Origin of the sequence: Microcoleus sp. bin38.metabat.b11b12b14.051, from assembly GCF_013299165.1 — a bacterium.
Classification (GTDB): domain Bacteria; phylum Cyanobacteriota; class Cyanobacteriia; order Cyanobacteriales; family Microcoleaceae; genus Microcoleus.
Window position 1 is genome coordinate 14,023 of sequence record NZ_JAAFKD010000008.1, and the last position, 15,728, is coordinate 29,750.

At 42.9% G+C, this 15,728-nt stretch carries 11 protein-coding genes; 7 read left to right on the forward strand and 4 right to left on the reverse strand.

The genetic code is table 11. The features are described from left to right. Positions 1-34 precede the first annotated feature (34 nt). Positions 35-1,435 (reverse strand): gluconeogenesis factor YvcK family protein, encoded by a 1,401-nt coding sequence (locus QZW47_RS10840; protein ID WP_293126962.1) that lies wholly within the window; start codon positions 1,433-1,435, stop codon positions 35-37. Positions 1,436-1,603: 168 nt separating this feature from the next. Here QZW47_RS10840 and QZW47_RS10845 point away from each other — a divergent pair, with 168 nt between their 5' ends. From QZW47_RS10845 to QZW47_RS10875, 7 genes are all read left to right on the forward strand, one after another. Continuing rightward, positions 1,604-2,386: an ABC transporter ATP-binding protein gene (locus tag QZW47_RS10845; RefSeq protein ID WP_293126964.1), complete on the forward strand. Its 783-nt coding sequence runs from the start codon at positions 1,604-1,606 to the stop codon at positions 2,384-2,386. Positions 2,387-2,518: 132 nt separating this feature from the next. Continuing rightward, complete coding sequence (locus QZW47_RS10850) at positions 2,519-2,836, forward strand: four helix bundle protein (RefSeq protein ID WP_293126966.1); 318 nt, start codon at positions 2,519-2,521, stop codon at positions 2,834-2,836. 319 nt (positions 2,837-3,155) lie between these two features. Then, positions 3,156-4,679, forward strand: a complete 1,524-nt coding sequence (locus QZW47_RS10855) for an MlaD family protein (protein ID WP_293126968.1) — start codon at positions 3,156-3,158, stop codon at positions 4,677-4,679. 38 nt (positions 4,680-4,717) lie between these two features. After that, positions 4,718-4,861 carry a hypothetical protein gene (locus tag QZW47_RS10860; protein ID WP_293126970.1) on the forward strand — a complete coding sequence of 48 codons (144 nt, stop codon included), beginning with the start codon at positions 4,718-4,720 and terminating at the stop codon, positions 4,859-4,861. Positions 4,862-4,970: 109 nt separating this feature from the next. Beyond that, entirely contained in the window at positions 4,971-5,408 is a 438-nt protein-coding gene (locus QZW47_RS10865; protein WP_293126972.1) for a tetratricopeptide repeat protein, read from the forward strand. A gap of 105 nt (positions 5,409-5,513) precedes the next feature. Continuing rightward, entirely contained in the window at positions 5,514-7,889 is a 2,376-nt protein-coding gene (locus QZW47_RS10870) for an FkbM family methyltransferase (RefSeq protein ID WP_293126974.1), read from the forward strand. 108 nt (positions 7,890-7,997) lie between these two features. Next, positions 7,998-11,090, forward strand: a complete 3,093-nt coding sequence (locus tag QZW47_RS10875; protein ID WP_293126976.1) for a class I SAM-dependent methyltransferase — start codon at positions 7,998-8,000, stop codon at positions 11,088-11,090. Positions 11,091-11,150: 60 nt separating this feature from the next. On the opposite strand, the gene QZW47_RS10880 is transcribed toward QZW47_RS10875, so the two are convergent. The 3 genes from QZW47_RS10880 to QZW47_RS10890 form a co-directional block, all read right to left on the reverse strand. Further along, the gene (locus QZW47_RS10880) at positions 11,151-13,388 is read right to left on the reverse strand and encodes an O-linked N-acetylglucosamine transferase, SPINDLY family protein (RefSeq protein WP_293126978.1); all 2,238 of its coding nucleotides are present in this window, start codon (positions 13,386-13,388) and stop codon (positions 11,151-11,153) included. A gap of 368 nt (positions 13,389-13,756) precedes the next feature. Next, positions 13,757-14,281 carry a type IV pilin-like G/H family protein gene (locus QZW47_RS10885; RefSeq protein WP_293126980.1) on the reverse strand — a complete coding sequence of 175 codons (525 nt, stop codon included), beginning with the start codon at positions 14,279-14,281 and terminating at the stop codon, positions 13,757-13,759. Positions 14,282-14,388: 107 nt separating this feature from the next. Next, positions 14,389-15,714: a methyltransferase domain-containing protein gene (locus QZW47_RS10890; protein WP_293126982.1), complete on the reverse strand. Its 1,326-nt coding sequence runs from the start codon at positions 15,712-15,714 to the stop codon at positions 14,389-14,391. Positions 15,715-15,728: the final 14 nt, after the last annotated feature.

The window sequence follows — 15,728 nt, forward strand, 5'->3', positions numbered from 1 at the left end:
CTTCCCATCTCCCCATTCCCCCCCTTAAAGCAGATTAAATATTCTGGGCGCGCCCGTACCAACGCAGCAACATCCCCGCCAACCTTTGGGAATTATGGCGAATTAAACCCGTATTCTTATCTTCATCCATCACGTTCGCGATGACAATTCGCCGCCCCAATTGCGTGATGGCTTCGCGATCGAGTACAACCGGATAGGAATTCTCCTGAGAATAGCGGATTAAAGATTTTGCAGATGGGACTTTTCCTTGAACTACTACAGCATCGAACAGGGGGCGGCCGCAAGCCCGATCGATCGCCCGAATGTGATCTGCAACGCTGTATCCGTCAGTTTCCCCCGGCTGAGTCATAATATTGCAGACATAAATGCGCGGAACTTCACTGTGGGCGATCGCATCAGCAATTTCCTTTACCAACAAATTCGGAATCACGCTCGTATAAAGACTCCCCGGCCCAATAATAATAAAATCCGCTTCCCGCAGCGCTTCTACCGCCCTGGGTAAAGCCGGAGGATTAGCAGGAGTGCAGCCAATTTTGACGATTTGCCCGTTAGCTTCGGTAATACTGGACTCCCCCTCAATTCTTCGACCGTCAGCCAGTTCTGCCCACAAAGAAACGTCGCTCAGAGTAGCCGGCAGCACTTCTCCCCTCACTGCTAAAACTTTAGAACTGGCGGCGATCGCCTGTTCCAAATCTCCAGCAATATCACTCATCGCCGTCAAAAACAAATTCCCAAAACTGTGGCCAACCAAACCGTCACCAGCCTGAAAGCGATATTGAAATAACTCAGTTAATAACTTTTCCTCATCGGCCAAAGCAGCTAAACAATTCCGAATATCTCCCGGCGGCAATACCCCAATTTCCCGCCGCAGTCGCCCGGAAGACCCGCCATCATCGGCTACAGTGACGATCGCCGTAATTTTGGCACTATAATCCTTCAATCCCCTCAGCAAATGAGAAAGGCCCGTACCTCCTCCAATTGCCACGATTTTTGGGCCCCGGTGCAAGCGGCGGTGGTTGAGGAGTCGATCGACCAATTCCTCATTGCCTTCGGGCATTAGAACTTGAGTAATCGAGTTCAAACTGCGAGTTTGACCCCACAGAATTAACAAAATTCCGCCAGCAATCACGATCGGCCCCGACACGTAATTGGGAATAACTTCCGCAATCCAGGTCAAAAAATTTCTCAACAATTGCAACAGGAAAAAAATCGGAGTCATCCCAGTCCAAATCGCTAAACCCAAAGTAGCAAGTACCACACCGCCAGCACTGATCAGCAGCCACCGTTTCACCAACAGTCCGGGGGCCAACCACTTAAACCACTGGTGAACTCGCCCGTTCCGCAAAGAGGGAGGGTAAGGATTTCTGGATTGGACAAAAACCTGCTTAGCTTTGGAAAAGACTCGCAGGGCTTTAGGAAATGAACTAATTGACATGGTTAATTAGTCTTAAGGGTATTGGAATAGCTCACGCTGACAAATTTACAATACAAGAGAGTTTTGATTCTGGCAGTCAATTTAAGTGATTAGTCATTAATCATGAGTCATTAGTCATTAGCTAGACTGATGACTGATGACTGACAACATAATAATCGATCGCATCTTATGGCTGAGCCGCTAATCGAACTCAAGGGGGTAAGTAAGTCCTTCGGGGATAGCCCGATCCTCGATCGAGTGGATCTGAGGATATATCGGGGAGAGGCCCTGGCAATTATTGGCCCTTCCGGGACAGGGAAATCTACGATTTTGCGTATAATTGCGGGCTTGTTGGCCCCGGATGCGGGGGAGGTTTTCGTTCAGGGACAACGGCGGATGGGATGGGTGGACGATGTGGCAGATCCGATCGGGATTGGGATGGTGTTTCAGCAAGCTGCTTTATTTGATTCGCTTACGGTAGAGGAGAATGTCGGTTTTTTACTGTACCAGCATTCTAAGCTGCCGCGCCGCCGCATTCGGGAATTGGTAGAGGAAAAGTTAGAGATGGTGGGTTTACCCGGAATTGGGGAACGCTATCCGGCGCAGTTGTCTGGGGGAATGCGGAAGCGAGTAAGTTTTGCCCGCGCCATCATGGCAAATCCCGATAATGCCAGGGACAATCCAGAAGTTTTGTTGTACGACGAACCGACGGCGGGCTTAGATCCCATCGCTTCGACGGTTATTGAAGATTTAATCCGCGACTTGCAGGCCGCCCAAGGGGTTTGCAGCACTTATGCGATCGTCACTCACCAAGACAGTACCATCCGCCGTACTGCCGATCGCATCGTATTTCTCTACCGAGGCAAAGTGCAGTGGGAGGGAACTGTCAGCGATATTGCATCAACAGATAATTTATTAATTAAACAATTTTTTAGCGGCAGCGTTACTGGGCCGATTCAAATGATTGGATAATTAGTTGGCAGTTGGCAGTTGGCAGTTGGCAGTTGGTAGGAAAGCAGTGGGCAGTTGGTAGGAAAGCAGTGGGCAGTTGGTAGGAAAGCAGTGGGCAGTTGGCAGTTGTTTGTATTATTGGGAGATAGGATAATGTCACAAACTAATTTTCAGAGGTTAGATGTTTATAAATTATCCAAAAAATTAGCAGATCAAATTTGGAATATAGTTATAAAATGGGATGCACTAGCAAAAGATACAGTCGGCAAGCAAATTATTCGCTCTGCTGATAGTATTGGGGCTAATATTGCTGAAGGAGATGGTCGAGGTAGCTATCAGGATAATCGGCGGTTTATCAGGATTGCCAGAGGTTCATTGTATGAAACAAAGCACTGGTTGAGACGAGCTTATACTAGGAAACTACTAACAAGTGTACAAGTAGAAGAACCAGGGCTATTTCATTCTTTGTAGGGGCAATCCCCCCGTGGTTGCCCCGATGCCTGAAATGAACGATAATTCTTCGGTGGGGCGGGGTAGGCACGCACCATCCACTACCCCTACAAAACCCTCATTTTTTCGAGAATGAAATAGCCCTGGTAGAAGAACTGAAGCTAATTATTGACGAACTGTCGCCCAGGTTAAACGCCTATTTAAAATCTCTAGGCAACACATCAGAAAAAAACTAACAATTACCAACCAACAATTACCAACTACCAACTACCCACTGCCAACTACCAACTACCCACTGCCCACTGCCCACTGCCCACTGCCCACTGCCAAAGGAGGCAATATGCGATCGCGAACTATGAGAGAAGGTTCTGTCGGATTCTTAATTTTAGTAGGAATCGGTTTATTTGGAGGCTTAGTGCTCTGGTTGCAGGGCGTGCAGCTAGGAAACCGCAGCTACAAATTCGCCGTAGAATTTGCCAGCGCCCAGGGAATGCAAATAGGCACGCCCGTCAGGTATCGCGGCGTCGCCGTAGGTAAAATTACCGCCATCAAAGCCAGCGCCAACGGCGTAGACGTGATGATAGAGATAGCCCCCGGTAATTTAGTGATGCCCCGGGATGTGGCCATCGAAGCGAATAAATCGGGTTTAATTGGCGAATCGTCGATCGACATTACCCCCAACTCAATTTTGCCAGAATCCCTACTTACCGCCAATCCCTTTAGTGCCGATTGTCCCCCAGAAATTATCTGTAAAAATTCCCGCTTAAAAGGTCAAGCTGGAGTCAGTCTCGACGAACTAATTCGCTCCACAGTCCGCCTCGCTAACCTATACACAGATCCCGCCCTGTTTAACAATATTAAATCGATTTCCGAAAATACAGCCAACACAGCAAAAGGTGCAGCCAAACTCACTCAAGATTTATCAAGTTTAACTCAAACAGCCAAAGCCGAAATCAAAACCTTGAATAAATCCGTCACAGGAGAAGTTGGCAGTTTAACTCAATCAGTAAAAACCGAATTAGGAACTTTAAATCAATCATTAAAAGGAGAAGCCAACACTTTAACTCAATCTTTGAAGGGAGAAGTCAACAGTTTAAATCAATCCTTAAAAGGAGAAGCATCGAGCTTAAGCCAATCCCTCAAAGGAGAAATATCAGGAGTTGCCGCAGATGTTTCTAAAGTAGTAGCCACGGCGGACACTTCCACAAAAGCCGTATCAGCCGCTGCCATAAATTCAGCCAATTCAGTAACTCAAGCAGCCAATCAAGTTACCTTAACAGCCAACCAACTCAATTCATTAGTAACAACCAACCGCGCCAGCTTAGTCTCAACCCTAAATAATATCAATCAAAGCAGCCAAGAACTGCGAGTAGCCGTCAGCGGTTTGAGTCCGACAATTAATCGCATCAACCAAGGACAATTGCTCAACAATTTAGAAATTCTCTCAGCCAATGCAGCCCAAGCTTCTGGTAATTTACGAGACTTATCCAACCAGGTAAACAATCCCGCCACTTTGCTATTATTGCAGCAAACTCTAGATTCCGCACGCTCTACATTTCAGAACGTGCAGAAAATTACTTCAGACGTGGATGAATTGACCGGAGATCCGGCTTTTCGCAACAACATTCGCAGGTTATTTAACGGATTGGGAGGCTTGTTAGGTTCGACAGAACAACTGCGGCAGCAAGTGAAAGTTGCTCAAACATTAGCTCCTCTTTCAGACAAAATAAATCCGAGTACAACTGCGGCGAATCAATCTGTAAAACCTGGATTACCCAGCTTGCACAAACAGCAAAAATCGCCTGTAATACCTTCTCAAAATGCAATGTCAGCAGAACCAGTCGGTCAAGAAAATACCCCTTAAAACCTGGTATCATTACATAATCGTAATTATTGCAAGATGTGCGATTTCCTCTAGTTAGTAACGTGCAGAAACCGGTCTCGGTTTGGCGAATTACCAGAGGGTTACAGCTAAAAAATCAGCGGCCGATCGCACTTCACGATTTCTCGATCGCCCGCGTGCTATTCTTAGCTAAGTCTCCTTGACAAATCTCACGTTTTGTGTTGGTGCTGAAGTTGGTCTCAAATTTTAAATCAAGAAGGGCGATCGTTTTGCGATCGAACTTGGGCAATCTAGAGATAGGTACGAGTGCGAGTGCCTGGAAAACAGCGACAGCAAGAGTTAGCAATGGAAAGTATACAGAAAAAATCTAGTGATAGTCAGGTTCGGAAGGGCGATCGAATTAAGCAGATTTTTGCGTTTGTATCAATGGCTGGTTTTGCTGGTTCTACGATTTTTGGTATGGTGAGTCTGTTCAGCAGCGGTTTGAGCAGCCAGCATCAGCAACAACCAAAACCAGTGGCGGCTGCTGTTGTCTCCCAGGAACCTCTGCTGGCCGTGCAGGAACGGGAATATGAGACGGTTTTGCAGCGGGAACCTCGGAATCAGACGGCTCTGGAGGGGTTGGCAAATGTGCGGTTGCGGATGAATGATAAGCTGGGGGCGATCGAGCCTTTGGAGACGTTGGTGAGGCTAAATCCCGATCGGGCTGATTATCAGGCGCTGTTGGCTCAGGCCAAGGGGAAAAAGTAGGGGGAGGGCGAGTTCAGATGTATCCCCTCCATTGGCTTCTCTGCCATCCCAATATCTACCAATATCATCGTCAATTATAAATTTATTTGACTTCAAGATTTTAGTATGGCAATCTTCGTTTCGAGCCTAAAGAAAAGCGGACATTTAGATAATATTCACGTAACAGTATGCCTCGTTGGGTCTCGTAAGATCGCAGACAAAGATGACTATGGGAGTCAGGGGTGGGATATTTTTGCACCTAATCTTACTATCTATGGATTCGATGCTGATGAAGCTGCTTGTCATGAGGCTAACGCCGCTCTTGAATCTCGAAAAATAAATTGGACTGAAAAACATATTCCACTAGCTCTGGGAAATTGTGTCGGAACATCCACAATTTACATTACTAAACACCCAGGTTGCAGTTCGCTATATCCTCCCAGCGATTTCTATATTGAGCGGTTTGTCGGAAATTCTCAGCTAATTGAGCTAGTTTCTACTGTGGAAGTTGAGATGACAACTTTAGATTCTTTTTGCCAATCAGAAGCAGTTAACGAGATTGATTTTATACAACTAGATGTTCAGGGGGCAGAGCTTCTGGTTTTAAAAGGAGCTTCTAGTATTTTAAAAAGCAGCACTCTAGCGATTGTAACAGAAGTAGAGTTTACAGAAATATACAAGGGTCAACCTTTGTTTGGGGATGTAGATGTGTACCTGAGAGAACAAGGATTTACACTTTTTGATTTATGTAATATGCATCGTGACGGTCGCCGAATGCCTGTAGCGTCAACAGACCATTGGGGAGTCTTAGTCTGGTCTGATGCTTTTTATTTTCGGGATCTGATTCGGGAAGACTTGAATACAGAATTAAAGACACCCGATCAAATACTAAAATTAGCTTGTATCGCTGATGTTATGAACTTTCCTGACTATGCTCTGGAACTTCTAGTATATTTGACCCTGCAATATGGGGACGATATAAGATATAACTTGGCTGACAATATTATAGAGAGCTTAGCGCAAATTCCAGAGCTAGTTAAGCTGGGACTAAGTTCATTACCTCTTATTGCTAAAATTCGAGAATACAGCAGCGGCTACAATGCCAGATGTGTGTTTAACGATCAAAGTAATTGGCAACAAAGAGGTAATTCATGCTTGTTTTTAGGAGACTATTCTAAAGCAGCGAGTATTTATGAGCAAGCTATAGAAGCTGAACCAAATATCAAATCCCACTATTGGCATTTGGGGTTGATGCTGCTTTTGCAAGAGCAAGAAGCCGAAGCTCTAACAGTCTGGTTCACCGGTATATTTGAGGACAATGCCGAACAAATCGAAGAATGCACATCTGAACTAATAGAAGTTATACAAACCGAAGCACAGCGCCGAGAATTACTCACCGACTATGTTGTTGCTCGGATACTCCGGCAACACATCCGGGAAATAGCTCCCACCGATATAAATAATCTGTTAAAGATTGTCGAGCTTTCCATTAATATAAATACTTTTATAAATCAAGATCTAATATCCTTGGGAATTGTTGAGTTGTTGCGGTCAGAGTTATACCCCGTTAATTCCGATTTACTATTACAAGTTCTTCAAAGCATTTTAAATTGTGTACCCTACGAACAATCTACCCTAGAATTTGCCACAGCTTGTCAGCGTTATGCCTCCGATCCTCAAGCATTTGTTAAAGTATTGATGCTAGCTAGCCCTAAAATCGCAGATAGCAAAAATCTAGACGCTGCAACTCAGAAATATTCATATTTAGACGAAGAAACTATTATTGATAAATATTTAAACCAATTAAATATAGAAAACAAATACTGTGTGGATATAGCTGCTAGTGATGGAATAACTATGTCAAACACTTATTTTTTATACAAGCAAGGATGGGCGGGATTAGCTATAGAATATGATAGCCAACTATTTACAAGATTAGCACTTAGGTATAGTGAATTTGAAAAAATTAACTTAAGTAAGTGCATGGTGACACCTGAGAACGTAGTTGCTCTTATGAAAACACATCAAGTCCCCGAAAATTTTAGTTTTCTTAATCTTGATATAGATGGTTATGATTATTTTGTTTTAGACCAAATACTGAGTTCATTTAGACCTTTGTTGCTCTGCGTAGAAATCAATGAGAAGATCCCACCACCTCTAAAGTTTACTGTTAACTATAGCCAAAATTATGTTTGGAATAACGATCATTTTTTTGGTCAAAGTATTTCACAGTTAAATATTTTATGCCAAAAATATAATTATGCTCTGGTAGAGTTACATTATAATAATGCTTTCTTGATTCCTCAAGAAATCACTCCAGCACCTTCACTTACACCAGAGGAAGCCTACAGAAGGGGATATCTCGAACAGCCCGACCGGAAAAATAAATTTCCGTGGAATGCTGATATAGAGAAAGTTCACAATTTATCTCCTCAAGAAGCCTTGATTTATATCACTAACTTTTTTTCTAAATATGAAGGACAATTTACCTGCTACGTATAATTTTAGTAATTAGACGTTTAATTAAAATAATTTAAAGCTTTAACTGTTCAGATGCTTAATCTCAGGAAACGCAAATCCAACAAACAAGGTAAAGACAGGCGGTAAACAATGGAAAATAACATTTCAGACTCCGATATAAATGCCTACGCAATTCTCAAAAAAGTTACTGTTCCACCAGCAAGTTATACAATCATTCAGTCTGCTGTTGAAGCCATTGAAGGTTTCATGGTTCCAGGGCAAGAAGAATACCTATTTAATAAGGTAAAGTCTCTCCCTAATGATGCTGTAGTCGTGGAAATAGGATCGTATAAAGGACGCTCCACAGTTGCTATGGCTTATGCCTGTATAGGAACAAATATAAAAATTTATTGTATTGATACATGGGATGGTAACGATATTGACTTTCCAGATAGAAATTTCTTTGATATTTGGCAGCAAAATTTACAAAAAAATGGATTATATGAATATGTAGTACCCTTAGAGGGATATTCTCATCAAGTGTTAAGCCAGTGGCTTGAACTAACCAAGGGCAACAAAATTGACTTTATTTTTATTGATGGTTCTCACCAATTTTTAGATGTATTAAAAGACTTTGAACAGTCATTTCCTCTCGTAAAAGAAGATGGTTGGATAGCATTTCATGACGTTGTAGCTGCTTGGCCGGGTTCTGAGCGTGTATGGCATAATATTGCCAAACATTGTCTAGTCAATCATGAGTATTCATCAACTCTTGCCTGCGGTCAGAAAAAATCGACGGCCTGTGCCTCTCCCTCATCACTAGAATTACCGATTCACTTTTTTACTATTGTTCTCAACGGTGAACCATTCATAAAATATCACATAGAAGTATTCAAACAACTACCTTATCAATGGCATTGGCATATAGTTGAGGGTGTAGCGGACTTGAAGCATGATACAGCGTGGTCTTTACAAAATGGCGGACGTATTACCGATGAAATCCACTGCAAGGGACGCAGCAATGACGGCACAGCAGAATACCTAGACGAATTGGCACAGCTATATCCAGAAAACGTCACAGTTTATCGTAAACCGGAGGGTATTTTCTGGGAAGGCAAACGTGAAATGGTTAATGCACCATTAGAAAATATTAATGAGGAATGTTTGCTATGGCAAGTAGATGTTGATGAATTGTGGACTGTCGAGCAAATCTGCACAGCGCGACAGATGTTCATCTATCATCCTGAAAAAACAGCGGCTTTCTATTGGTGCTGGTATTTTGTCGGAGAGAATTTGGTGATCAGCAGTCGCAACTGTTATGCTCAGAATCCAGCACAAGAATGGTTGCGAACCTGGAGATTTAAACCTGGCTATGTCTGGGTACGCCACGAACCGCCAATTTTAGCTGAACCTTTACCAGATGGTGAGTTTAGAAATGTTTCAGAATTAAACTCTTTCCTACACGAAGAAACCGAAAATCTGGGGTTGATTTTCCAGCACTTCGCCTATGTGACGCCAGAGCAATTAAGATTTAAAGAACAATATTACGGCTATACCGATGCGCGATCGCAGTGGAAAGCTTTGCAGCAGCAGACTCAATTTCCAGTTCGACTGAGGCAGTATTTTTCCTGGGTGCATGATGGCACAACGGTAGATAATGCTGAGTCATGCGGTATAGTCCCGATCGCACGAAGAGATTCTAACGGAACTGGTTGGAGATTTGTAGAACCTTCTCAGTTACATAATCAAACTTTAATAACCCCAATAGAATCTCCTACAATTATTATAGATGGTGTATTTTTCCAACTCTACAGCACAGGCATAGCCCGCGTCTGGAAGTCACTGCTAGAACAATGGGCAGAAGATGGTTTTGCTAAGCATATAGTGGTACTTGATAGAGTGGGATCAGCTCCAAAAGTTCCAGGAATTACATATTGTAGTGTGCCAGCTTATGACTACAGAACAACAGATACTGATAGGGAAATGCTACAGCAAGTATGCGATGAAACAGGCGCTGACTTATTTATCTCTAGCTACTACACAACGCCCATATCAACACCTTCTGTATTCATGGCTTATGACATGATCCCAGAAGTATTAGGTGCTAATTTTGATGAACCGATGTGGAGGGAAAAGCATCATGCTATCGGTCACGCATCTGCTTATATTTCTATTTCAGAAAATACAGCTTGTGATTTAGTCAAGTTTTCCCCGCAAATTCCTCCTAATTTAGTAACTGTAGCTCTTTGCGGAGTTGCGAATAATTTCTCACCTGCTAGTCCAGAAGAAATTAATGGTTTTAAAACTAAGTATGGTATCTCAAAGCCTTACTTTATTTTGGTCGGTGCAGGAAGCAACTATAAAAATGCACCTTTGTTCTTCCAAGCTTTTGCTAAACTTTACACCAAACAAGGCTTTGAAATTATCTGTACGGGCATGGGGATATTATTGAACGCTGAATTGAGAGCTTGTACATCAGGGAGTACCGTGCATATGCTGCAACTGAGCGATGAGGAATTGAGAGTAGCTTATTTTGGTGCTGTCGCACTGGTTTATCCGTCAAAGTATGAAGGTTTTGGGATGCCTGTGTTAGAGGCCATGTCCTGCGGTTGTCCCGTCATTACTTGTCCCAATGCGTCTATACCTGAAGTTGCGGGGGAAGCAGCTTTATATGTGAATGATGAGGATATTGGGGGTTTAGCCGATGCACTTTGTGAGGTACAAAAACCGAAAATTAGGAATTCATTGATTGCCGCTGGGTTGGAACAAGCTAAAAATTTCTCTTGGTCAAAAATGGCAAAAACGGTTAGTACAGCACTGATTGAGGCAACTCTAATACGTTTAAACTTGAAAGAGATTAATTTAATTGTTTTTCCAGATTGGTCGCAGTCAGAAGAGTCTTTAGGTTTGGAATTAGGACGAGTTATCAGGGCGATCGCAACTCACCCAGACAAAAGCAAGATGACTCTCTTAGTAGACAGCAGCAACATTTCTGACGAAGATGCCAATCTCGCTTTATCTAGCGTAGCGATGAATCTTTTGATGGAAGAAGATTTAGACGTTTCCGACGGGCCAGAAATTTCACTAATTGGGCATTTGAGCGAAATGCAGTGGTCAGCTTTGATACCTCGAATTTACGGTCTAATTGTGTTGGAGAATGAGAATAGAGAGGCGATCGCACAAACTCAAGCAAAGAACATTTCCTCATTTGAACTAGACAGTTTTATGCAGCAGAGTAACTGATGAATCTAGCGAGTTTGTCCAGCAACTAAGTGTACAAATTAGTCACTCGGATTAGCACCATCAATGATTTTTGTCAATATATATCTGCCACATTTGCTCGTAAGCTTTTTCCATCTCTCGCGTAAATTGCTGACCATTCCACAGCGGAGCCGTTTGTCGAGACTGCCGCAGTTTCCAAGATATTTGCTGCCGCAAAGCCGGGTCTTTCCCTAGACGAATCCCCCATTCGATATACTCTTCATCAGTCCAAGCTATTCCCTCTGTCACCCCTGCATTCATCATCATTGTGTAGCTGTTACGGGCCGCAAATTGCTCACCAACTCGCGTCACGAGAGGAATGCACATCCACAAAGTTTCTAAGGTGGTGGTAGCACCGTTATAAGGAAAGGTATCAAGAACGACATCTGCAATGCCCAAATTAGCTCGGTGAACAGCTTCTACTGCTACCTCCGACAAAAATCGCAGACGATCGCCCGCCACACCTTCTTCTTCTGCCATTTGAGTAAAGAAGTTCTTGATTGATTCTTCATCTCCCGCACCTTTGATCAAAAAGTAACTATTCGGCACTTCCTTCAAAATCTTAAGTTGCAGTCGCGCTGTCGAGGGATGGCGTTTGTAGCTCTTCTGAGCGCTTAGATACACCACCGCATCGCTAGCAATATGTAACTGATCCCGACGCAGAGTAGGGACAGCTACCTCAAAACCATCTACAGCTACATAAGTTTGAGGCAAGCGCCAGATTTTTTCACTGTAATAATCTTGAGCAGACTCCGGTAGAACATATGGATCGGCAATAAAATAGTCAACCGCCGGCAGCCCTGAAGCATCCCATCCCAGCCAAGTAGCTTGAATAGGAGCTGGTTTAAGCGCCACCGCCTCACAGGTAATATCTACAGTGATACTGTCGAGTTCAATGAGAATATCAATCTCATCGTTAGCAATATGCTCTGCTATTTCCAGACCTACCAAGGTCTCCTCAGATGCTTTGAAAACTTGATTTACATACCATTCTTGTAAAAAATCTTGCGTTTTTTTGTTGCCTATAAAATAGCCGTAAATTTGAAATTTATCGCGATCGTGATACTGAAACAACCATCGCGCCAACCAGCCTACAGAATGCCTTCTCAGGCAACTAGATAAGTAGCCAATCTTCAAGGGCTTAGTAGCACTACCGCTGCTTTTACGATATGACTGCCGCTGTCGGTATTTCTCAGACTGATCCTGAGCATAGATTTGAACATTAGCTTGGCACAACTGAGACACTTGGTTTTGAATTTGCCTATTATTTTTTGGATCGTCCTGAAAGTAAGGTAAAAAGAAAGAGGTAAGAAATAAATTTTGAACTGTCACTGGGTGAATCGATCTTGATTGTTCAGCGATTAGTGAGTCCAGTAGAGATTTATGTAGCGCGATAACTGAATCAACATCTTCCCAATATCCACCTGCACTCATCAAACCGCGCATAATCTGATGGTTGGAAAAAACTTTATCTACTAACTCATCTGATAAGGAATAACGCAACTTAGCTACTTGTATGCCCAGATCGTATTGTTGAGAATTTTGGTAATAAGTAGCCAGTTGCTGCAATATTCCTAGATTTTGATCGTCTAAACTACGAGCTAGCTCAGCGAAGCGTACTGGCAGTGCTGGTATTTGTGCCGAGTATGCAATCTGAACTGAAGCTGTTACTACTATTTCAATAAAAACTTGAGGGTTGTGGACATGAGGTATACAGGCTTCCGTGAATTCCAAAGAATAGGGATGCAAAGAGTCATAATCTAAAACGCTTTTTAACACTTGCATCAATAGCTCAGAGTCTAGCTTAATTGGAGGTTCCGACTTGAGTATATTGAACAAGTCTAGATCAATCAAGTCATCTCCCGTATAAGTCTCAAGCAGGATGGAGAGCCGTATTATATGCAACAGATTGTTAATATCCGTAGGGTTGATTTCACGTAGGTGCTGTCGAATCACCCAAGAGAGCGAATAATCACCGAGATTACCTCTGCGCTCTGCTTCTGCTTGCAGAACTTGTATCAGTTCCGCAGTCCACAGTTCGACTTGTTCTGGTTCCCCCTCTGCCATGCCTAGCAGCCAGGTCGTCTGAGCTTCTGCCTCTTGCCCCTGCAATAGCAATATTAGCCCGAAATTCCAGTAGTAGGATTTTGTGTCGGGTTCCGCTTCGATTGCCTGTTCATAAAGGTTTGCAGCTTGAGTGTAATCTCCTTGGATTAAACATTGACTGGCTTGTTTCTCCCAATCATTATTAGGCTCAGTAGGTAAGTATTGAACAGTCATATAAGCAAGCTAATTGATGCCATCTTGAATGAAGCAAAGTACAGTAAGAGCGATGGGAAATTTATAGTTTTATATCCCAATACAGTTCATTTGACAATGTTAATTGCCCGGATATCTCCCTCGCATCCCCCTGAAAAAGGCAGACTTTGAGCAAGTTTTTGTCCCCTTTTTCTTAGGGGGCTAGGGGGATTGACCTTATCTAAACCATATTGTCTTATATCCTGCTTTGATATTACGAGATGTTTTGTCCAAAAAATGTCATTCAAATTATTAAAAGAAAGTGGGTAGCATGAACAAACACTACCCACTTTCTTTCTGAAAACGTTGATGCTAGGCTGGCAAGAGCCATTCTCTATCTGATACTTGTCTTACTTAGTGACTTCACTTCCATTTGTGCAAGTTAAGGAAGTGGCAGTTGCGACACTGGTAGCCAGAGCCGTTTTTCCTACCGTATTAGCCTGACATAATACTGCTATAGTAGTGGCATCAGTCTGACCCGTAGGTGTTACCAGAGCCACAGTTCCTGTATACGATAACAGTGAGTCAGATACAGAGATTGCTTGATTACCAACATACTTAGCATTGGCACCATCAATTGTGTATGTATAGTTAGAAGTTTGAGTTTTGATACCCATACCCAGACTATCAACCGATGTTATAAAAGCACCATTTTCTGCGTATTTGGCTTGCTGAGCGCGGTTCATCGAACCTGTGTACTGCTTAGCTTCTGACTGCTTGGCTTTATTCGCCTGGTTGAGGAAGGAAGGCAAAGCAATAGCAGACAGAATACCGATGATGATGATAACTACCAGCAGTTCAATCAGGGTAAAACCCTTATCTTGTCTTTTTTGATTGAGGTGATGCAGGAACTTAGCTTTTAATTCAGTTTTCATGGTTTGTTTCTCCTAGAGGCGTGGGATGACTGATTTCTAACTCGTAAAGCTAACTTACCCAGTTTTCCCCGCCTTCATATCACTCCCGACCAATTTTTTTTTCACTTTCAAGCTGATCGTTCCAAAAGCAGGTACATAAAAGCTTCCAGGCTACTTAAGAGATGCCGCACTTCCTCAAAAGCCGTCTCGTGGCTCACGGGATCTAGGGTGGCAGGATGCAGTGGCTTGAGCTTGAGCCACAGTTGGACTAGGGACATCATCGGCTGCGCTCCCTCCCACAAAGGTAGCAGGCAAGCTGCTACCATACTCTCGACGGCGATCGGAACTTGGGAAAGTGAAGGGATATAACGGCTGATCGTGAAAGATTGTTGCTTAGCGATGCACTTGAGCAGGTCTTCTTTTACCTGGGGAACCTTCAATTGAGGATGCAGGTGAACTCGCGCTACCTGCCAGTCTGATTGGGTCCATTGGGAAACGGGCAAAAAAGGCCGAGCTTTGTTAGGATGACCGCACCAAAAGTCAATCAGGCGATGGACAGGATGTAACAGCTCAAATAAATGGAGTCGCTCTTCCATAGAAATTTCTGGCAGGCTCATTTCTAGAAACATCGGTAAGTTATCTGGAGCTTTGAACAAATCCGTCAATTCCCACTGCCGCCAATTCACCATGCTGACAAACTCTAAATTAGCAGATATCAAGGCGGCAAAAACTTCAGTAATATCATACCCTTTATCCCCCTGCAATAAATAATTACTTAAAATCCACTCGTCTTCTTCTGCTTTTTGATCGCTCCAAGATAGCACCTTAAGCATAACTCTATCTTTCAAGGATTTCATCGTTTCTCGAACTAATCCCATTTCTAGTTCGCCGGGATTATCATTCATTAAACCCATTAGCTTAAATATTTTCTGAGCGCAAAAGTAAGAGGTTCTCTGAATTGAACTGTGCAGATTTGAGCGAATAATACCATCAGGTTTTAACACGAATTTCATAGACTGCAATCCCACTCTTATATCGGGCAAGAGATAAAGCACTTCGTCACAATTAATGTAATCAAATTCTAAGCCTAAGCTAGGTAATTCTTCTAGTGATATGACATAAAAATTGGCATTGTCAAAACCATGATATTGAAGGCGTTGTTTGGCTAATTTTACAGACTCTTCTGACAAGTCAATGCCCACTATTCTGGCTCCAGGATTGGCTTCTGCTAAAACCAATGATTTGTAACCTGTGCCGCAGCCTGCATCTAAAATGACTTTTCCTTCAGTGTCAATAACTTTTTGATTTCTTAAATAGTAAGCAGTTACAAGGTTATGAACATAAAGAATATCGTAGTTAGATTTAGGAGATTGTTCAAGTGGAATTCTAGGATAAGGAGCATTGTCAAATTGCTGGCGAATTTTTTCTACTATCTCAAATTCTTGGTTATCCATTCTTCTACATTGCC